Below are 19,072 nucleotides of genomic sequence, written 5' to 3'. Positions count from 1 at the left end.
TAAATGTTTACTTGCCAAGCTTACGACGCTGAACGCGGGTGCGGCGCAGCATCTTGCGGTGCTTCTTCTTGGACATGCGCTTACGGCGCTTCTTGATGACAGAACCCATAGTAGGTTTCCTCACTTTCGAGATCAGTACGTACTAAACCTGCCAGCCACAGCCTGGAAATGGCCGCTAAGGTGCACTTCTCAGCAACCCCACGCTTTGCGAACAAGGCGTGGAAGACGCAGGACCGCTGGCACGAATGGTGACTATCTTACCCAGTCGGGGCCTACGTACCAAAAAAGACAGTGCCCACCACCGCAGACCAAGCTGGTCAGCAGAGGTGGGCACTGTCGAAGGCGCGAGTATTTTAAGCTCCGTAAACGGAAGCCTCGAGGTACTCGTTAACCGCAGACTCGTGAACGCGGAAAGAGCGTCCAACGCGAACTGCCGGCATTTCGCCTGCGTGAACCAAACGGTAGACAGTCATCTTGGAGACTCGCATGATTTCTGCGACCTCGGCGATGGTCAAAAAGGTTCCCTTATCTTCATTAGCCATAGTTTATCTAACCCTTCAGCCCGTGACGCGCTGTAGGCTTCCCCTCCCACAGGACATTCACGCACGTGCTCGTACCAGCCTATCGTGAAACCTGTGACTAATGCGACCCAAGAGCCAAATTTTTTCCCAGGTGTCCCCCAGCTCTCGCCAAACTCCCCGCGCAACTGGTGTCACACGAGGATCGGCCGCTCTGATTTTTGGTCCACATTGGGGACACCCGTGCTGCTAGGAAGCCTTTAGCCAAGCTCCTTGGCACGCTGTGCGCATGCTTCTGCCGCGCGGTAGAACGCGCCACGCAAGCCGGACTCCTCCAACTCTCGCACTGCTGCCGCAGTCGTGCCGCCTGGGGAGGTAACGCCAGCACGCAACGCGAGCGGCTCACGGCCGGACTCGACGAGCATGGCACCGGCACCAGAAGCCGTCTGGGTGGCCAGCTTCGTCGCAACGTCACGGGTAAGCCCCAGCTGCACGCCGGCGTCGACAAGCGCCTCAACAACAAGGAAGAAATAAGCCGGTGCGGAACCCGCCAACGCTGCGGCTGCATCGATGTCCTTTTCAGCAACGACTGCTACTTCACCGACGGCACCCAGAAGCTCCACAACGCCGTCGAATTGCTCCTCACTGACGTGGGTACCCGCGGTAGCCGTGCTCATGCCCTTGCCCACCAACATCGGCGTATTCGGCATAACGCGCACAACCGGCACTCCGTCACCGGCAGCGGCCTCCAGCTTTTCTAACTGGATGCCAGCAGCCAGGGACACTGCGACAGCGCTTGTAGGAATCTCTGCTTCTGCGAAGACCTCTTCAATGGCATAAGGCTTCACGCAGCCAAAGACGAAGTCTGCATCCTTCACAGCCGCATTGTTATCGCTCAAGGTCTTGACGCCGTAGGTCTTTTCCATGTGCGCGCGACGATCCTCGCTGCGGTTAGTCACGACGATGTCCGCACCGTCATAGCCAGCGTTCACAAGGCCCGAAACGAGGGCCTCACCGATTTGTCCTCCACCAAGTACTGCAATTTTTGTCATGCCAACCACAGTGCCAGAAAGCTTGCGGCCAGGCCACCTTGTTACCCGCTCCTTTGCACCTTGGGTTTAGTCTCCTCGCTGACGATATACAAAAGCGCACCGCTTGCTTTAAGAGCTAAGCGGTGCGCTTTATAAGGTGCGATGAATTTTCGCCTACATGACGATGAGCAGCGGGCCGAAGGTCAGTACGAGACCAACGAAGGCAGCCAGCGCCATCGAGGCGCCATCACGATTGGTACGCAGCACGTGCACCAGAGCAACCATGAGAGCGGTTACAGCAACGGCCAGGATGGCAACGATGGAGCGGGAGAAGCTATCCCAGAGAATCTCGAAGCCCTTGAAGACGATTGCGCCGAGCACGATTCCTACGAGAGCAAGCAGCAAAACAGAGAACGGATTGAGCTTCTCATCATCTTCCTCGTAATCCGCATCAGACTCAGTCTCGAGCAAGTCCTTCTCCTGCGCCTTTACCGGAACGCTGTCGCCCATTGCCGCGCCAGCGCCCGCTGCAGTGGTACCAGCAGCCGCGGTGGTTGCCGCAGCAGCCTTAGGAGCCTTGCTGTCGTCCTTGAAATCAGCCTTGGCTGCTTCAGCCTTAGCATCTTTAGCGTCCTGCTTTGCCTCAGGCTTGTCCGTTACGCGCTTGATAACGCGGGTGTCATCGGTAGAAGGCTGGGAAGCCTTGTCAGCGGACTTATCTGCTGCCTTTTCCTCAGCAACTTCGCCAGCGACTTTGTCGGTGCCCTTGGCCTTTGCATCAGCGGCCTGCTTTTCATCCTGCTCCTGCTTTGGGGCAGGGATGACTGGAGCGGTTTCGTCGATGGAGACATTCGAGTGCTTCGACTCGGCCGGAGTTGCCTTTACTTTTTCAAGGTTGCCGGTGAGCTCGGCAACCGAGACGCCACCGTCTTCCAAGCTACGGCGGCGACGGCGTGAACCGCCCTCAGAATCAGCACCAGCGCGCCCCTTCGAGTTTCGGGCGAGGAGCTCCGCTACTGTCAACTGTTTTTCGTCAGCCACGTTTATTTCCTATTCCAGTCCCTTATCGGTTCGTCGCAGAATTACGCCTTCGCGGAGTGCCCACGGGCAGATCTCCAGCTTTTCGATGCCCAAGGCACGCATGCTTGCCTCAGCCACCAATGCGCCAGCGACGATTTGATGCGATCGGTTAGAACTTACCCCTTCGAGGTCTGCTCTGTCTGCTGCGGTCATGCGGGAGATGAATGAGATGAGCTGACGAAGGCCCGGTGCGGTCAGCGTGCGCTTTACATAGGGGCCCGCAGAAGACGGTGCGGCACCGGTAAGTCGTGCCAGCGTACGGAAGGTTTTTGAGGTACCCACAGCAAGCCCCGCGGTACCCATTGCACGCATCTGATCGGTCACTGGTACCAATTCCGCATCAATGTAGTCGCGGAGCATATTAACCTTGGCCTTCTCAGGCGGATCGGTATCGAACCAATTGTGAGTCAAGCGGCCCGCGCCCAGGTCCAGAGAAAATGCCAAGTCAGGATGCTCATCAGTACCGGTGGAAAGCTCCAATGAGCCACCGCCGATGTCCAAGTTGGTGATGCGACCTGCAGACCAGCCGTACCAGCGGCGCACGGCCAGGAACGTCAGACGTGCTTCTTCCTCGCCAGAGAGGATCTCCAGACGTACACCCGTCTGCTTTTCCACCTGATCAAGCACGTACTCAGAGTTCGAGGCAGAACGCACTGCCGAGGTAGCAAAAGCAATGAACTCATGACAGCCCAACTTTTGCCCCAGCTCGTTTGCTTCAGCAACCGCCGAAATCAGCTTCTTCAAGCCTTTTTCGTGGATGTTGCCATCCTTATCCAGCTGCTCCACAAGACGCAGCGGAGTCTTCCAATCGCTCATCGGAGTCGGACGTCCACCCGTAGCGGCGTCAACCGCTACGAGGTGAACAGTGTTGCTTCCGACGTCTAATACACCTAATCGCACACTCCTAGAGTAGTAGGTCTACCGTGGTTAGGTGTGAATCGCCCGAAATCTAGCTCAAAAAATAACCCAGATTCTCACACGGTTTATCTTGGTTTCCCCAGCTCTTCCCCCGCTGCCTTCTCGATCCTTGCAGGCCACGAGGAGGCACCCGATTTCCCACGGGAATGGTTCGAATTCACCAATCCGGCAGACCCCCACCATGTCTTTTCAATCGATCTCACGTGGGTCGAATCGCACTACACGTGTCAGTTCGGCACCGCGGCTTGCCACGGCATCGATGCCAGCCAACCCGACGTCGGCTGTTGCGTCCATGGCGCGTACATGGCTGATGAAACGGATCGAGAGCAGCTTTACGACGCCGTCGAGCGCATGCCAGACAAGTACTGGCAGCTACGCCCAGCTGGGGTAGATAAATACCTTTCCGCCGAAGACCCCACCGAGCTAGAACCCTGGCTCGTATGGGACGAGCTCGACGGGGACGACGGGGAACCAGAGCCAGCACTTAAAACGCCCATCGTCGATGGCGCCTGCATCTTTGCTAACCGCGCGGGTTGGACCACCGGCGCGGGCTGCGCACTGCATCAGTGGGCAATGGCGGAAGGCGAAGAGCTGACCGTGGTCAAGCCGGAAGTGTGCTGGCAGCTGCCGCTGCGCCGCCATGAGGAATATGAAGAGCGTCCAGACGGCCAGGAAATTCTGCGCACCACCATCGGCGAATACGATCGCCGCGGTTGGGGCGGTGGCGGAGAAGACTTCGATTGGTATTGCTCCGCTGATGCGGCCTGCCATACCTCGCCGGAACCCATGTGGCTCTCTCAGAAAACCGAGCTCATTGCCCTAATGGGCGAGGAATGCTACGAAATCCTGGCTGCTCACTGCGCCGCACGAGCCGAAGCAGCCAAGGCTGGCGTTAACCTCACGCGGCACCCGGCCAGCGTGAAGGCCAACGCTTACTAAGGCGCCTATTAAAGTTCGAACTTGTAGCCCAGACCGCGCACCGTCACCAGGTGCTGCGGGCGGGAAGGCTCTGCCTCGATCTTCGAGCGCAGGCGCTTGACGTGCACGTCTAGGGTCTTGGTATCGCCCACGTAGTCAGCGCCCCAAATACGATCAATCAGCTGGCCGCGGGTAAGAACGCGTCCTGCATTACGCAGCAGGTACTCCAGCAGGTCGAATTCCTTCAGCGGCATCGAGACTGCCTCGCCGTCGACAGTGACGGTGTGACGCTCAACGTCCATGCGTACGCGGCCGCCCTCAAGAATCTGCTCGTCGAACTCCTCCTGCGGAGCCTCAGAAGAAGAATCCTGACCGCGGCGCAGAACCGCGCGAATACGCGCAATGAGCTCGCGGGAAGAATAAGGCTTAGTCACGTAGTCGTCCGCGCCCAGCTCAAGGCCGACGACCTTATCAATCTCCGAGTCACGCGCCGTGACCATGATGACCGGAACCGAGGAGGTCGAACGCAGCTGCTTGCACACATCGGTGCCGGACATTCCCGGCAGCATGAGATCCAGAAGAACGATGTCGACGGAGTTCTTCGCAAACTCCTCGAGGGCGGTCGGACCATCCGGTGCGAGGATGACGTCAAAGCCCTCCTTGCGCAGAAGGAATGCTAGTGGATCGGCCAGCGACTCTTCATCTTCAACGATGAGGATGTTGGTCATTGTGCTTTGTCCTTTCGACGTGCGGCTACGCGAGCGACGGCACGAGGAAGCCCAGGCGCAGCTGAGCTGACGGCACCATCTACTTCATTATCCTGATTCTCTACGTTATCCGCTGCAGTTTCGTCTTTGTAAATAGGTAGCTCGATCGTGAAGGTCGAGCCCGTTCCCGGCCGCGACCACAGCTTGATGTTGCCACCGTGGTTGGCCACCACGTGCTTAACGATGGCCAGTCCCAGACCCGTGCCACCGGTCTGGCGCGAGCGAGCTTTATCCACGCGGAAGAAGCGCTCGAAGACTCGCTTTTGGTCCTCCGGGGCGATACCGATTCCGCGGTCGGTCACGCGCACGAGCACGATATCGGTACCGACGATCTTGAGGGTCACCGACACCGGCATCTCATCCGGCGAGTAGTGGATTGCATTGGAGATGAGGTTGGAAATAGCGGTGATAAGCAGCGCCTTATCGCCCTTGACCTGTACTCCCACCGGCTTGCCGCGGGTAAGTTCATTCTGATGTGAATCGGCTGCCAGCTGATTGCGGGAGATTGCCTCATCCACCAATTCATCAAGATTTAGCGGCTTCATCTCCGGCAGCGCCTCCGCACCTTGAAGCTTGGAAAGCGCGATCAGCTCGTTGACCATATCCGCCATGCGGTTGGCTTCTTTTTGTAGTTTGCCACCGAAGTACTCCACGGTTTCAACGTCAGCCGGGTCATTGAGCAGAGCCTCCGCCAGCAATGCGATGCCGCCGACAGGGGTCTTGAGTTCGTGGGAGACATTCGCCACAAAGTCGCGGCGAGCGGCTTCCATGCGCACAGACTCCGATTCGTCGGTGCCGTAGACGATGACGAAGCGGTCGTCGTTAAGCGTCAGCGGCTTAACCACCGCCAGCACCTGGGTAACTCGGTTGCCGGTGCGGCGTTTCGGAATGGAAAGGTCGAGCGAGCGCGTTTCCTTATCTGCGAAGACCTCCTCCGCGACCTTCCAGATATCCGGATTAACAGTGCGATCATGGACCAAAGACATCTCATGGGCTGAAGGATTAGAAAGGATGACCTCCTTCGAGCGCGAGAGCACCGTGATGCCTGTCGGCGCGCCTTGGATAGCCAAGTGCAAAACCTGGCTCACGGTAGTGACTCGGTTGGAATCAGCATCATTAGATTTGCGAAAACGCTCGATGCGCCCGCGCCCCCAAGAGATCACCGGTAGAGCGAAGGCGCAAACCACCACGCCGGCTAGAAAAGCTAAAAATAATTCCACGTATCTATTACCAGTTAAAACAAAACAATCCCCAGGGAGTATAGACCCCCGGGGAATTGTACGCAGTACTTCAAAAGCTCTTACTCGCCGCCCTGCGCCGCAACCGCTGCGGCGCCGGCAGCAGCAGCTTCCGGATCCAGGTAGGTGCCGCCTGGGTTCTGGACGCTGCCGTCTTCCGCAATCTCGTAGACCAGCGGAATGCCCGTAGGAATATTCAGGCCAGCGATGTCTTCGTCAGAGATGTTGTCCAGGTGCTTGACCAGCGCACGCAGAGAGTTGCCGTGTGCGGCGATGAGAACGACCTCGCCCTTCTTGGCGCGTGGGAGGATCTCCTCCTCGAAGTACGGAACGAGGCGCTCGACGACGTCCTTCAGGCATTCGGTGCGCGGGACCTGCTCCAGGTCGCCGTAGCGCGGGTCGGCGCTCTGGGAGTACTCGGAGGAATCTTCCAGCTCTGGCGGCGGGGTGCCGTAGGAACGGCGCCATGCCATGAACTGCTCTTCGCCGTACTTGTCCTTAGTCTCTGCCTTGTTCAGGCCCTGCAGAGCGCCGTAGTGGCGCTCGTTGAGGCGCCAATCGCGCACGACCGGGATCCAGTGACGGTCTGCCGCGTTAAGCGCAATGTTTGCGGTGCGGATAGCACGGCGCAGCAGTGAGGTGTAGAGAACCTCCGGCAGCAGGCCCTTTTCCTTAAGCAGCTCGCCGCCGCGCTTTGCTTCTGCCTCGCCCTTTGCGGTGAGGTCCACGTCGACCCAACCGGTGAACTGGTTGGATTCGTTCCACTGGGATTGTCCGTGTCGAAGAAGAATAAGCTTTCCTTGAGTCATGCCTTCAAGCATGCCAGTTTTTAATGGCCCGCGCTGCAACTTTTAGCCCTCAGCGGTAACCGAAAATTTACTACAATGGGCTTTTACTGCTCAAGAAATCTAAATCACAATTAAATGGAAAAACACTCGCCGAAAGCAGAAGCTGCCATGCACGTCATTCAGATAGCCCCACCCCACTTGGAAACCAACGATTCCCCTTCCCTAGCGCTGCGCGTATGCCACGAGGCGGACAGTGCGCTGGTGGGTTATCTCGCGGGCAACGATGATTTCTGCGAGTCCATGGACAGCTTGCTCAATAGTTTGCGTCCAAGTCCCCAGCGCCTTTCCTTCCTGCTCGCTGCCTGCGAGCAGGAAGGTCAGCTGCGCGCCCAAGAGGATGAGACCGACCTCGGCGCACGCGGCTTCCTGCGAGTAAACATGCCGCTGACGGGTGAGACCACGCTGGCCTATTTGGCCCCCATCTTCGTCGATGACTACAGCGAAGAAGTTCTCGATGCGCTCTTGGGTGCGGCCGCGGAGCTCATGACACAGCACGGCCGCACCACCATTACATTGGATGCTGACTTTGCTATAGGCGGGCTTGACGACGACCCCCGTGCCGCCGCTTTCACAGGCCACGGCTTTGCACTCGGCATCGTGGAGCAGGCTTGCCAGCTTGAACTTGCCAAAGCCGAGCCAGCGCAGCTGCCTGCAGGCCTGCGCGCCGAGTACTTCGAGGGCCATCTCCTGCCCGAGCACCTCTCGGACCACACCGACTCTTTCCTTGAGATCCTCTCAATTGCTGACCTCGACGTCCCCACCGCCGAAGGCCCCATCGAGCGCGAGTGGACCGAAGAAATGCTGCAGGAAGCCGCAAAGCACCATGCTCGCTCCAAGACGGTCACGGCCAATGCGGTTCTCATCGATGAAGAAGGCATCGCCGCCCTCTCCGTGCTGCTCCTCGATCCCTCACACCCCGAAGTAGCCAAGCAAGAGCTGACCATCACCCACCGCCGCGCCCGTGGCCGCGGCTGGGGCATGCTCGTCAAGCAGGCGCTCTGGGGCGAAATCGCTGCCCGCTACCCACGCTTAAAGCGTGTCACCACCTACAACGCGCTGAGCAACGAGCGCATGCTCGCCATCAACACGAAGCTGGGCATTGAGCCGAAGTTCTGGTGGACTTCCTGGACGAAGTCACTCGCGAGTTAAGAATCCGAGCGCCCGACCATGGGAGCCTTCTTCTGCCAGCAGAAACAAAGGGATGCGAGCGCTACCACCATCACGGGTATCGCTACTGTCATTCGGCCGATATTCGTGACCGTCTCCGGCCAAGCGCTAAAGACTACAGTCCACAATGGAGTATTCGCTAGGACATCTCCGCCCAGCGTAAGCGAAATGATCGCAAACACGATGCTCAGAGCAAGCGTGAACGTGCTCCCGAATCGGGTATTTAATAACAAGCTTGCCAAAGCGATAATGGTGCCCACTGCGATGCTGAGCACGAGGCGGCGAAGCTCATCGCCAAGCGCACCGCCAGCAATGAGCCCAGCAAGCAAGCTGCATGCTGACATTACAGCGACCACGTTGATTAACCAGTAGATAAAGGTGCTTCGACACCCCCGATATTCGAGCAACATCAACGGCCAACTATCGCGCAGTGCAGCCCATCCCAGCACGGGTGTCAGCCCCGATCCGATGGGCAAAATGCCGAACACGAACAGGCCATGGACATAAGAGGCTGGGTACAGCAAAGCGGTAAACACCAGCAGCGTTGCGCTAAGAACCATGCAGGCCACTAGCGCTGGTGTCGTAGCCGCAAAGCAAAGCGCTAAAAATGGCCGTGGCCGTTGTGCACAATCCCTTGTAACCACAGCGGGCTTCCACCCCACCCCAGGTTCGTTTGCTGCCGCTTTCGAGCGTCGGACTAGCCGTGGGTGCCAGCTATCTGGTGCCCAGAGCGCTGCTGCAATTCCCACCAGAGCAAGAAGAACGCACAAAGCTAATGCGTTCCATGGTTTCTCAGCTGCCAAAGACGCACCCGGCTCAAGTGGAACGGAGTTTCGGTGAATGCCCATAATCGGCAATACAGCTCGCACCGGCCATGCTGGCGGGCACATCCACCAATTGTCGGCTTCCACGACGGGATTTAGGGCAAAGAATAGTTGCCAGATAACAAACACTACGAGTGTCACTACCAAGTTGGTCAGGCGTGCTACTGCTGCTGCCAATCCAGCAATGCCAATCGAGCCGACAAAGCACAGCACACCGACAGCGAGAATGCGTGAGCTATTCTCGCGCGAATAGACGGCTAACCAACTTCCGCCGAAATTAATTACATGAAATACAGCAATGCTGAGGAGGACAACGAGGAGGCGGGCCAACCTCTCGGCATTCAAGAATCGCATCCTTCGCACCTTCGGAAGTCCCGCCAAACGCATATGCGTCCCGCCAAACCGAGCACGCTTCTCCCGTGCCTCCGCAGCTGCAGCAAACATTGCAACAAGTGGAGCCGCCATCCCAGTGACATACATTGATTGCCACATGAGCACGCCCGTCGCATCGGTGGCAGAAGATGCAAGGCGAGAAAAGTTATATGTCAGAAGGACCAAAGGCACGGCTATCAAAGGCAGCCACACCAACGAAGTACCGCGAGCGCGCAACAGCTCTGTGCAAAGCTGACGCCTAAACATTGCGTCCCCCTGCGGTGAGGCGGAAAAACTCTTCTTCCAAGTTTCCTTCCGGAGCCAAATCACGCAAAGGCCCCGAATAAACGATTTCACCTTGTGCCAGCACAGAAATGTCATCTGCGAGATGAAGTACTTCCCCGAGTTGGTGAGAACTAACTAGAACCGTGCCGCCTCGCGCAGCCCAGTCACGCAACAGCTCGCGTAGCTCGCTAATTCCTTGCGGGTCAAGGCCATTTTGCGGCTCATCAAGTACGAGCACTTCGGGGTCGCCGAGAATCGCTTGTCCTAGGGCCAACCTAGCTTTCATTCCTGTCGAGAAGCTCTTGGCTTTCTTGCCGCCGACATCCACCAGCCCAACCACAGCAAGAGCCCGGTCTGCCTCCTCCGCGGGCAGACCAAGCAATCTTGTGTGCACAAGAAGGTTATTTCGGGCACTGAGGTGCCCGTAGAAAGCCGGACCATTCAAGGACGCACCGACCGTGGGCAGCTCACCGATTGTTCCCGAATCTGGAGAGGAAAGTCCCAACAAAATCGACATCAGGGTGGACTTTCCCGCGCCATTTCTCCCTAATAAAGCATGAACTCGTCCAGGAGTTACTGAAAGCGAGACGTCGTTGAGGACTCGCTGGTTCCCGAACGACTTGGTGACACGTGACAAGCTAAGTGATGAGGACATGAAAGAAGTATGTCGCCGTAGCTTCTTTCCTGTATCCCCCAGCAGAACCAACCTTGGTCTGAAGTTCTCCTACTGCAGTAGGACTTTTTGGCCTAGCAACACCAAAGCCACGCGGTCCCTAGCTTGCAGCTTCGACATGAGCGAGGAAACGTGCGTCTTTACGGTAGTCTCAGCGAGAACGAGTTCTTGGGCAATTTCACGGTTGGTCGCTCCAGCGGTGACCAACCGAAGTACCTCTAGTTCGCGTCGGGTGACCAGAGCAAGCCCTTGTCGTTGCACAGCCGTTAATTCAGCCCGCCCAGCAATCGCTCCGCGATACCCCTCGAGAACAGTTCCGGTCACTCCGCTTGCTAGGACGGCTTCTCCTGCATGCACTGCACGAACAGCGCCTAAAAGCACCTCCGGGTCTGAATCTTTGAGAAGAAAACCATGAACTCCCGCGAGCAATGCAGAACGAACCAGTTCCTCCTCATTAAACGTCGTTAGCATGATCACCCTAAGTGACGGGTTCCTTGCCAAGAGGGCACTTGCAGCAGCTATTCCATCCATCCCCGGCATCCGAATATCAAGAATCGCAATATCGAGCGAATGCGCAGCTGCAGCCTCGACGGCTGCTTGCCCATCACCGACCGCGGCAACGACCTGAATGTCCCCTGCGGCATTAAGAATGGTTTCCAACGCACTGCGCAGCAGCGGCTGGTCATCAGCAAGAAGTACTCGAATCATTACACGGTCCTCCGCGGAAATTGTGCTTCAACTAGGAAGTGCCGAGCGTCTCCGGAGGTACGCACGAAACCGCCCAAGGCATTAGCTCTTTCGGCGATTCCCACCAAACCTACACCGGCTCCTGATGTCTCTCCTTGTGGTCTACCCCATGACTCAACACTCAGCCCAGCAGAATCAGAAAGTTTCAGGCGAACTGTCGCCCCTACCCCTTGGTGGCGAAGCACATTAGTTAGCGTCTCCGTGATAATCCGAACCAACGCCAATTGGGTTAGCGCAGGAAGAGTCACCGGGGTATTCGGTAAATCTGCGCTGATATCAAGGCCTGCAGCGCGAAAACCTTCAACGACCTTGGGAATATCGGATAGCTGGCGAGATGGCTCGCGCGTTGTCGGCGCCCGTAGCGACGACACAATTGAACGCACCTCCGCGAGCGCTCCGTCCGCTTCAGTTCGGATAGTTCGCAATGCTTCCTCCGATGTCCCCGAAGCAACAAGACCAGCATTTGCTTGAACTTTGATGAGGGTCAACGAATGAGCTAGTACGTCATGTAGTTCACGCGCGATAAGAAGCCGCTCTTCTTCCTGAGCTTCACGCTGCCGCGCCTGCCGTTCCAGCTCCTTGTCGCGCAAACGCACCGCAATTACATAAACGAGTAACAAAAGTAGCCAGTGGAAAAGGAAAGTAAATAGAAAATCCGTTCCGCTTCGGTATCGCACGGTCAGGTCTGGTTGCAGCTTCCACATGAGCGGCGAAGCAAAAGTGCCAGCGAACGTTGCGCCAAGAATCGCCTTTGGAATCCAGCGTGATTCACATAAACGCGCAGAAGAATAAATAGCTAAAGGAGCAGCGACCAACCACGGAGAGAATCCAGAGTTAACCGGAAGCGCCCAAAACCAAATGAGTGCCCATACACCGAGGCAGAAAATCATGCCTGCCGAAGCCAAAGCAGGACGCGAGCGCCAAATAGCAAAGAACGGGACGAAGGCCCACGAAACCACAGCTTGCGCGATATAAATCCCCATGGGCAGCGGCCCCGGTATCAAGGTGTACAAGAGCGCCAGTAGCACGGCCAAGCCCGCAAGCAGCACATCGCCTAAGCGGAGAGTGCGCAGAAAAGTCATGCCTTTAGACATCAAGTCTTTTCTCCCGCTACTTAGTAACCAATTGCCCGGCGCGCGTGACAATCCGGGACCTCGATGCGCAGGGCTTCCTCGTAGATCTGGGCAAGAACGCTGGCGGATTCAGCCCAGCTGAACTTCGCGGCGTGGCTGACGGCGGCTTCGCCCATGCTGATGCGCAGCGAGTCGTCGTCAAGCAAGTGCTCCAAGGCATCCGCCCAAGCCTCGGGTGAGTGGCCGTCGACGAGCTCGCCGGTCTTTCCATCTGCTACAGCGATGGGCAGGCCACCCACGCGCGCAGCGATGACGGGGGTACCGGAGGCCTGTGCCTCCAAAGCCACCAACCCGAAGGACTCGTTGTAGCTGGGCACCGCCACCAGATCGGCCGCGCGGTAAATGGAGACCAACTCCTCCGGCGGACGCGGGCTTAGAAAGCGCACGTGCTTGGAAAGCCCCAGCTTGTGCACCAGGTTCTGGTAGTACTCCGGCGTCGAGTTCGCACCCGATGGGCCACCGCAGAACAGCACGCGGATATTGCGATAAGGATCGCGCTCAATGAGCTCAGCGGTTGCGCGAATGAGAACCTCCGGGCCCTTGAACTTCTGCAGGCGGCCCACGAAGGCCACGACCTTGGTGTGAATCGGAATACCCAGCTCGCGGCGCGAACGCTCTGTGTTGCGGTTGGTGCCCGGAGTAAACAGCTCAACGTCAGCGCCCGGCAAGACCACCTTGATGCGGGAAGGGTCGGCGTCGTAATGCTCGACCAAATCCTGCGCCTCCTGCTTCGTGTTCACAACGAGCAGGTCAGCGTTATCGACCAACTGCTGCTCGCAGATGCGGCGCGCTTCCGATTCACGCGTATCGTCCGCGGTGCGGTGGGCATTCTTTACCGCCGCCAAAGTATGCGCCGTGTGCACCAGCGGCACGCCCCACAAATCGCGCAGCAGCCAGCCCACCTGGCCGGAGAGCCAGTAGTGCGTATGAATAAGGTCATATTCCAGCCCAAAGCATTTGACGAACTGCACCAGGCCACCGGCAAAGGCGATCATCTGCGTGGGAAGGTCTTCCTTATCAAGGCCTTCGTACGGGCCGGCCACGATGTTGATAACCCGGAGGCGCTCTTCAACCTCGACGACTTCCCCCTGGCTAGGCCGGGTAGCACGGGTAAAGACATCGACCTCTACTCCCTGCTTAGCCAGCTGCCGCGCGATATTAAGAACGTAGACATTCATGCCGCCGGCATCGCCGGAACCGGGCTGCTCGATAGGGGAAGTATGCAGAGAAATCATCGCGATGCGCATAGCCACACAGTCTAGCGTTCCCTATTCGTGGCTATACTGGCCCGTGCTAAAACTTACGTAACCGAAAGGTGCTGAATTCCCCATGTCGGCAATCGACAACAAGGAGTGGCTCCAGTTCTACCCAGAGTGGACACCACATCACCTTGACTACGGAGACACCACTCTCCTCGACATTTACGACAACAATCTGGCAATCAACCCGGATAAGCCCGCGACGTACTTCTTTGGCAAGACCCAGACTTTTGCTGAGCTCGACCGCCAAGTTCGCCGCGCGGCCGCCGGCCTACAGGCATTTGGAGTGCGCCCGGGTGACAAAGTGGCCATCGTCGCTCCGAACTGCCCGCAGTACGTTGCGGCCTTCTACGCCATCCTGAAGCTCGGCGCCATCGCCGTGCTGCACAACCCGCTCTACACTGCGCACGAGCTGGAGGGTTTGTTCAAAGATCACGGCGCCCGCATCGCAATTGCCTGGGACAAGACGGCTTCTACCCTGGAGAAGCTGCGTGGCACCACGAACCTTGAGACGGTCATCTCCATCAACATGATCGATGCGATGCCAACGACTCAGAAGCTGGCGCTGAAGTACCTGCCATTTCTTAAGTCCAAGCGCGAGCAGCTTTCTGCCCACGCAAAGAACACCGTGACCTGGGATAGCCTCATCGGCAACGCGATTGGCGGCGACGGCCGCGACGTCACGACGCCGGAGGACGTCACCAAGGACACCGTGGCGGTCATCATGTACACCTCCGGCACCACGGGGCAGCCAAAGGGCGCGCAGCTTTCCCACGGCAACTTCTTTGCCGTGATTCTGCAGGGCAAGCACTGGGTCCCTGGCCTGGGCGATAAGCCAGAGCGCATGCTGTGTGCGCTGCCTTTCTTCCACGCTTATGGCCTGGTCATGAACGTCATCCTGCAGCCGCTCATCGGTGGCGAGCTGGTCATCATCCCGAAGCCGGACATCTCCCTCATCATGGACTTGATGAAGAAGCACACCCCGACGTGGATTCCGGGCGTGCCGACCCTCTACGAGCGCATCGTGAAGGCAGCTGAGGAAGACAACATTGACATCAAGGGCGTGCGCGCGGCTTTCTCCGGCGCTTCCACCCTGCCTGTCGATACCGTGGAAAAGTGGGAAGAATACACCGGCGGCCTGCTGGTTGAAGGCTATGGCCTAACCGAGTGCTCCCCCATCATCGTGGGCAACCCGATGAGCACCGATCGCCGCCCAGGTTACGTGGGCATCCCGTTCCCGGATACCGAAATCCGCATCGCAAACCCGGACAACCTCGACGAAACCCAGCCCGACGGCGTCGAGGGCGAGGTCCTCGCCCGCGGCCACCAGGTATTCAAGGGCTACCTCAACAACCCTGAGGCCACCGAAGCTGCCTTCCACGACGGCTGGTTCCGCACCGGCGACATGGGCATCATGGAAGAAGACGGCTTCATCCGCCTGGTTTCGCGCATCAAGGAAATCATCATCACCGGCGGCTTCAACGTCTATCCAGGTGAGGTCGAAGAGGTGCTGCGTACGCACCCGGCGATTGACGACGTCGCGGTTGTCGGCCGCCCACGCTCCGACGGCTCTGAGGACGTCGTGGCCTGCATCGACCTGGCCGACGGCGTGGCGCTCGACCCTGAAGGCTTGAAGGAATTCTGCCGCGAGCGGCTCACCCGCTACAAGGTGCCGCGCACCTTCTACCACTTCGAGGAACTGGCCAAGGACCAGATGGGCAAGATTCGCCGCCGCGAAGTCCAGGCCGATCTGCTCAAGCGCCTGGAAAAGGAGAAGGCTGGGCAGTAGCCACTGCTTCCGACTCCACTTCCCGGCCCCACCGGAAGAGCATGACGGAAAAGTTTGGCAGACAGAAGTGTTTAGTTCACAAAATGGTTATACTGTCCGAAACAAAACTGTTTGCCACCCCAAAGGAGTGACGTCATGTCGGATACCCAGCCATCTGCATACGAGTCCAAAGCTTGGCTTGCCAGCTACGCCGAGTGGACCAACCACCACCTCGACTACGGCGAACAGACCCTGCTTGATATCTACAACGAGAACCTTGCCAAGCACGGAACTTGGCCGGCTACCTGGTTCTTTGGACGCCAACAAAGCTACCACGAGCTAGATGTCCAGGTTCGCGCCGCAGCGGCCGGGCTTAAGGCCTTTGGCATCCGCCCCGGCGATCGCGTGGCCATGGCGCTTCCTAACTGCCCACAGCACATCGCGGCCTTTTATGCGGTGCTCAAGTTAGGCGCGATCGTCGTCGAGCACAATCCGCTCTACACCGCCCACGAGCTCGAGGGCCTTTTCCAGGATCACGCCGCCCGCGTGGCCATTGTCTGGGACAAGATGACCGCCACCTTCGAGCAGCTGCGCGAAACCACCCCGCTTGAGACGATCATCTCCGTCAACATGACCGAGGCCATGCCGCGCAGCAAGCAGCTGCTCCTGCGCATTCCTATCCCACCCATCACGGAGCAGCGCGAGCAGCTCACCGCCCCAGCGCCCAACACCGTGCCGTGGAGCACCCTGACCGGCACCGCAATCGGCGGCGATGGCACCAAGCTTGCCGACGCCGAAATTCACCCCGAAGACACCGCCATCATCCTGTACACCTCCGGCACTACGGGTACGCCGAAGGGCGCGGAAATCACCCACGCGAATGTCTGCGCCAACGTGAAACAAGGCGTGGCCTGGGTGCCCGAGTTTGGCAGTAAGCCCGAGCGCATGCTGGCCGCTCTGCCGATGTTCCACATTTACGGCCTCACACTCATCGCAGCACTCGGCGTCTACGTCGGCGGCGAGCTCATACTCACCCCGGCACCAAAGATCACGCTCATCATGGACATCATGAAAAAGCACCGGCCTACCTGGCTGCCGGGCGTGCCCACCTTGTATTCCAAGATCATCGAAACTGCAGAAGCCAACAACGTCGACATCACCGGCGTACACAACTCACTATCGGGCGCCGCCGCGCTGCCGCCGGAGACCGTTGAGAAGTGGGAGTCTTTGAGCGGCGGCCTGCTGGTTGAGGGCTACGGCCTCACCGAGACTTCCCCAGTCCTTACCGGCAATCCGATGAACAATTCACGACGCCCCGGCTACATCGGCATCCCCTTCCCCGATACCGAAATCCGTATCGCTAACCCGGACAACCTTGACGAGACCATGCCAGACGGCGAGCCCGGCGAGCTGCTCGCGCGCGGCCCGCAGGTGTTCAAGGGCTACTTCAAGAACCCAGAAGCCACTGAAAAGGCCTTCCACGATGGCTGGTTCTGCACCGGCGATATGGCGGTCATGGAGTCCGATGGCTTCATCAAGATCGTCTCCCGCATCAAGGAGATGATCATCACCGGCGGCTTCAACGTCTACCCTGGTGAAGTCGAAAAGGTCATCGGCATGCACCCCGACGTCGTCGATGTCGCCGTGGTGGGCCGCCCGCGAGAAGACGGCTCCGAGGACGTCGTCGCTTGCGTCATCCTGCGCGACGGCGCCGCCCTCGACCCAGAAGGCATGAAGGACTTCGCGCGCCAGAACCTTACCCGCTACAAGGTGCCGCGCACCTTCTATCACTTCGAGCACCTTGCCGCAGACCAGCTGGGCAAGGTTCGCCGCCGCGAAGTGCAGGCGGATCTGCTGCAGCGCCTAAAGTCCGGGAAACACAGCTAGCGGTTTAGGCCCGCCATAGCAGCCAGGGCTAAGCTTAAAAAGCGATGCAGTTTTCTTCTTCTCAGCCCTGGCACCGCTTCTATGGCGAATGGACACCCACCTCGTTGGACTACGGCAACGCCACGCTTCTTAGCCAACTGGCTGAGACCATCGCTGCGCACCCCGAGCGGGTGGCACTGCGTTATATGGGCGAAGAACTTTCTTATGCGCAGCTCGACGCCGAGATCAACCGGGCCGCCAGCGCACTGAGCGCCCGCGGCGTGCAGCGCGGCGACTTCGTGGCCTTGGCGCTTGCTAACCGCCCCGCCCACGTCATTGCCTTTTATGCGGCACTGCGCTTGGGCGCTGCCGTGGTGGAGCACAATCCCCAGTTCACCACGCATGAACTGACCCCGATGGTGGCCCACCATGGCGCCCACGTAGCCATCGCACAGGGGCCCGCGGTAGGCATCTTCCGCGAGTTGCCGCAGCTTGAGCACGTCATCGACGCCGACGCAGACTGGGAAGATTTCCTCGCCGAGGGTAAGAAGCAAACGCCACGGGCCGAAGTAAACAAAGACGATCTCGCACTCATCCTCTACACCTCCGGCACCACGGGCACCCCCAAGGGCGCCATGCTCTCTCATGGCAATCTCGCCGCCAACGCACTGCAAATGGCCCACTGGCGCCTACCGGAGGAGCACCCACAAGCGATGGCGGTTTTGCCGCTGTTCCACTCCTATGGCCTGACCATGTCGCTGACGGTAGGTGTGGTCACGGGGGCGTCGATTAGCCTCGTGCCCGCCCCGCGCTTGGAGCTTATCCTTGCGGCAATTGCGGCAGCCCCTCCCACCTGGCTGCCCGCGGTCCCTACGGTTTATCAGCGCATTGTGGACGCCGCACCGGAGCTTCCGAAGATCGCCCAAGCCATCTCCGGCGCCGCGACGCTGCCTTCTGCAACCATCGGCCAGTGGGAGACTCAGGCCCACGGCTTCCTCGTGGAAGGCTATGGGCTTACCGAGGCCGCGCCCGTGGTGACCTGCAATCCTTTGAACGAACACCGCCGCGCCGGCTGCATTGGCATCCCCATGCCGGATACGCAGGTACGCATCGACCCCGACACCGGGGAGCTGCTCGTGCGCGGGCCGCAGGTCTTTTCCGGCTACCTCCACAATCCGGAGGCCACCCGCACCGCTTTCCAGGACGGATGGCTGCGCACGGGCGACCTCGCCACTCAGGACGCCGATGGCTTTATCACCCTGCGTGCCCGCCTCAAGGAGACCATCATCACCGGCGGTTTCAACGTCTACCCCGGCGAGGTCGAAGAGGTGTTACTTTCTCACCCTGTGCTTGCCGACGCCGCCGTGATCGGCCGCCCTCGCCCCGACGGCTCCGAGGACGTCGTCGCCTGCATCGTGCTCGCCAGCGCCCAACCCGGCGCGCCCGCGGATGCCGCGCAGCCCACGCAGGAAGAACTCCGCGAGTGGTGCCGTGGCCAGCTCGCCCGCTATAAGGTCCCGCGCGAGTTCATCATGGTTCCAGACCTAGGCCGCGATGGCCTGGGCAAACTCCGCCGCCGCGCTGTGGCCGAGCGTTTTCTGTAATTCTTCCAACCAAGAACTTCCGAGATAATAACCCGATGCATTTGTCATCCCTGACG

The 19,072-nt window shown here is 59.0% G+C and carries 18 protein-coding genes; 5 read left to right on the top strand and 13 right to left on the bottom strand.

The features are described 5' to 3' along the window. Positions 1-7 precede the first annotated feature (7 nt). The 5 genes from QKB66_RS06595 to QKB66_RS06575 form a co-directional block, all read right to left on the bottom strand. Entirely contained in the window at positions 8-109 is a 102-nt protein-coding gene (locus tag QKB66_RS06595; RefSeq protein WP_003855542.1) for a 30S ribosomal protein bS22, read from the bottom strand. Positions 110-353: 244 nt separating this feature from the next. Beyond that, on the bottom strand, positions 354-542 hold the full coding sequence (locus tag QKB66_RS06590; RefSeq protein WP_005527601.1) for a helix-turn-helix domain-containing protein: 189 nt from the start codon (positions 540-542) through the stop codon (positions 354-356). 236 nt (positions 543-778) lie between these two features. Beyond that, positions 779-1,570 carry a pyrroline-5-carboxylate reductase gene (proC, locus tag QKB66_RS06585; RefSeq protein WP_414252952.1) on the bottom strand — a complete coding sequence of 264 codons (792 nt, stop codon included), beginning with the start codon at positions 1,568-1,570 and terminating at the stop codon, positions 779-781. Positions 1,571-1,723: 153 nt separating this feature from the next. Next, complete coding sequence (locus tag QKB66_RS06580) at positions 1,724-2,590, bottom strand: Yip1 family protein (protein ID WP_414252951.1); 867 nt, start codon at positions 2,588-2,590, stop codon at positions 1,724-1,726. Positions 2,591-2,599: 9 nt separating this feature from the next. Next, entirely contained in the window at positions 2,600-3,529 is a 930-nt protein-coding gene (locus QKB66_RS06575; protein WP_248093610.1) for a Ppx/GppA phosphatase family protein, read from the bottom strand. 33 nt (positions 3,530-3,562) lie between these two features. Between QKB66_RS06575 and QKB66_RS06570 the strand changes: the two genes are divergently transcribed. Then, entirely contained in the window at positions 3,563-4,486 is a 924-nt protein-coding gene (locus QKB66_RS06570) for a hypothetical protein (protein ID WP_414252950.1), read from the top strand. 8 nt (positions 4,487-4,494) lie between these two features. On the opposite strand, the gene QKB66_RS06565 is transcribed toward QKB66_RS06570, so the two are convergent. The 3 genes from QKB66_RS06565 to QKB66_RS06555 all read right to left on the bottom strand — a co-directional run bounded on the left by QKB66_RS06565 (position 4,495) and on the right by QKB66_RS06555 (position 7,279). Next, a complete protein-coding gene (locus QKB66_RS06565; RefSeq protein WP_248093599.1) occupies positions 4,495-5,193 on the bottom strand; it encodes a response regulator transcription factor in 699 nt (232 codons plus the stop codon). Beyond that, positions 5,190-6,452, bottom strand: a complete 1,263-nt coding sequence (locus QKB66_RS06560) for a sensor histidine kinase (RefSeq protein WP_414252949.1) — start codon at positions 6,450-6,452, stop codon at positions 5,190-5,192. The genes QKB66_RS06565 and QKB66_RS06560 overlap by 4 nt, the downstream gene beginning before the upstream one ends. 80 nt (positions 6,453-6,532) lie before the next feature. Then, positions 6,533-7,279 (bottom strand): phosphoglyceromutase, encoded by a 747-nt coding sequence (locus tag QKB66_RS06555; protein WP_414252948.1) that lies wholly within the window; start codon positions 7,277-7,279, stop codon positions 6,533-6,535. Between the two features lie 114 nt (positions 7,280-7,393). Between QKB66_RS06555 and QKB66_RS06550 the strand changes: the two genes are divergently transcribed. Beyond that, the gene (locus QKB66_RS06550; RefSeq protein ID WP_414252947.1) at positions 7,394-8,467 is read left to right on the top strand and encodes a hypothetical protein; all 1,074 of its coding nucleotides are present in this window, start codon (positions 7,394-7,396) and stop codon (positions 8,465-8,467) included. On the opposite strand, the gene QKB66_RS06545 is transcribed toward QKB66_RS06550, so the two are convergent. From QKB66_RS06545 to mshA, 5 genes are all read right to left on the bottom strand, one after another. Next, the gene (locus QKB66_RS06545; RefSeq protein WP_414252946.1) at positions 8,464-9,663 is read right to left on the bottom strand and encodes a hypothetical protein; all 1,200 of its coding nucleotides are present in this window, start codon (positions 9,661-9,663) and stop codon (positions 8,464-8,466) included. The two genes, QKB66_RS06550 and QKB66_RS06545, sit on opposite strands and share 4 nt — an antisense overlap. A 277-nt stretch (positions 9,664-9,940) precedes the next feature. Continuing rightward, positions 9,941-10,621 (bottom strand): ATP-binding cassette domain-containing protein, encoded by a 681-nt coding sequence (locus tag QKB66_RS06540; protein ID WP_248093579.1) that lies wholly within the window; start codon positions 10,619-10,621, stop codon positions 9,941-9,943. A gap of 69 nt (positions 10,622-10,690) precedes the next feature. Next, positions 10,691-11,347, bottom strand: coding sequence for a response regulator (locus tag QKB66_RS06535; RefSeq protein ID WP_248093570.1), 657 nt, complete (start codon positions 11,345-11,347; stop codon positions 10,691-10,693). Next, the gene (locus tag QKB66_RS06530; protein WP_414252945.1) at positions 11,347-12,468 is read right to left on the bottom strand and encodes a sensor histidine kinase; all 1,122 of its coding nucleotides are present in this window, start codon (positions 12,466-12,468) and stop codon (positions 11,347-11,349) included. Before QKB66_RS06530 ends, QKB66_RS06535 begins: the two co-directional genes overlap by 1 nt. A 32-nt stretch (positions 12,469-12,500) precedes the next feature. Continuing rightward, positions 12,501-13,766 (bottom strand): D-inositol-3-phosphate glycosyltransferase, encoded by a 1,266-nt coding sequence (gene mshA, locus QKB66_RS06525; RefSeq protein ID WP_248093567.1) that lies wholly within the window; start codon positions 13,764-13,766, stop codon positions 12,501-12,503. Between the two features lie 82 nt (positions 13,767-13,848). Here mshA and QKB66_RS06520 point away from each other — a divergent pair, with 82 nt between their 5' ends. The 3 genes from QKB66_RS06520 (at position 13,849) to QKB66_RS06510 (ending at position 19,016) form a co-directional block, all read left to right on the top strand. Then, the gene (locus QKB66_RS06520; RefSeq protein WP_311518474.1) at positions 13,849-15,567 is read left to right on the top strand and encodes a long-chain-fatty-acid--CoA ligase; all 1,719 of its coding nucleotides are present in this window, start codon (positions 13,849-13,851) and stop codon (positions 15,565-15,567) included. A gap of 135 nt (positions 15,568-15,702) precedes the next feature. Then, positions 15,703-17,433, top strand: a complete 1,731-nt coding sequence (locus QKB66_RS06515) for a long-chain-fatty-acid--CoA ligase (RefSeq protein ID WP_414252944.1) — start codon at positions 15,703-15,705, stop codon at positions 17,431-17,433. A gap of 44 nt (positions 17,434-17,477) precedes the next feature. After that, positions 17,478-19,016, top strand: a complete 1,539-nt coding sequence (locus tag QKB66_RS06510) for an AMP-binding protein (RefSeq protein WP_414252943.1) — start codon at positions 17,478-17,480, stop codon at positions 19,014-19,016. Positions 19,017-19,072 lie beyond the last annotated feature (56 nt).

The organism is Corynebacterium sp. c25Ua_89 (assembly GCF_047459735.1).
In the GTDB taxonomy this organism is placed as follows: domain Bacteria; phylum Actinomycetota; class Actinomycetes; order Mycobacteriales; family Mycobacteriaceae; genus Corynebacterium; species Corynebacterium simulans.
The sequence above is the reverse complement of the archived record's forward strand: the minus strand, read 5'-3'. Positions and strand labels throughout refer to the sequence as shown.

What these genes read in the sequence shown, in the direction of transcription:
- QKB66_RS06595 (WP_003855542.1), bottom strand. Translation starts at nt 109, where the DNA reads ATGGGTTCTGTCATCAAGAAGCGCCGTAAGCGCATGTCCAAGAAGAAG.
- QKB66_RS06590 (WP_005527601.1), bottom strand. Translation starts at nt 542, where the DNA reads ATGGCTAATGAAGATAAGGGAACCTTTTTGACCATCGCCGAGGTCGCA.
- proC (WP_414252952.1), bottom strand. Translation starts at nt 1,570, where the DNA reads ATGACAAAAATTGCAGTACTTGGTGGAGGACAAATCGGTGAGGCCCTC.
- QKB66_RS06565 (WP_248093599.1), bottom strand. Translation starts at nt 5,193, where the DNA reads ATGACCAACATCCTCATCGTTGAAGATGAAGAGTCGCTGGCCGATCCA.
- QKB66_RS06555 (WP_414252948.1), bottom strand. Translation starts at nt 7,279, where the DNA reads ATGACTCAAGGAAAGCTTATTCTTCTTCGACACGGACAATCCCAGTGG.
- QKB66_RS06550 (WP_414252947.1), top strand. Translation starts at nt 7,394, where the DNA reads ATGGAAAAACACTCGCCGAAAGCAGAAGCTGCCATGCACGTCATTCAG.
- QKB66_RS06545 (WP_414252946.1), bottom strand. Translation starts at nt 9,663, where the DNA reads ATGCGATTCTTGAATGCCGAGAGGTTGGCCCGCCTCCTCGTTGTCCTC.
- QKB66_RS06540 (WP_248093579.1), bottom strand. Translation starts at nt 10,621, where the DNA reads ATGTCCTCATCACTTAGCTTGTCACGTGTCACCAAGTCGTTCGGGAAC.
- QKB66_RS06535 (WP_248093570.1), bottom strand. Translation starts at nt 11,347, where the DNA reads ATGATTCGAGTACTTCTTGCTGATGACCAGCCGCTGCTGCGCAGTGCG.
- QKB66_RS06530 (WP_414252945.1), bottom strand. Translation starts at nt 12,468, where the DNA reads ATGACTTTTCTGCGCACTCTCCGCTTAGGCGATGTGCTGCTTGCGGGC.
- mshA (WP_248093567.1), bottom strand. Translation starts at nt 13,766, where the DNA reads ATGCGCATCGCGATGATTTCTCTGCATACTTCCCCTATCGAGCAGCCC.
- QKB66_RS06520 (WP_311518474.1), top strand. Translation starts at nt 13,849, where the DNA reads ATGTCGGCAATCGACAACAAGGAGTGGCTCCAGTTCTACCCAGAGTGG.
- QKB66_RS06515 (WP_414252944.1), top strand. Translation starts at nt 15,703, where the DNA reads ATGTCGGATACCCAGCCATCTGCATACGAGTCCAAAGCTTGGCTTGCC.
- QKB66_RS06510 (WP_414252943.1), top strand. Translation starts at nt 17,478, where the DNA reads ATGCAGTTTTCTTCTTCTCAGCCCTGGCACCGCTTCTATGGCGAATGG.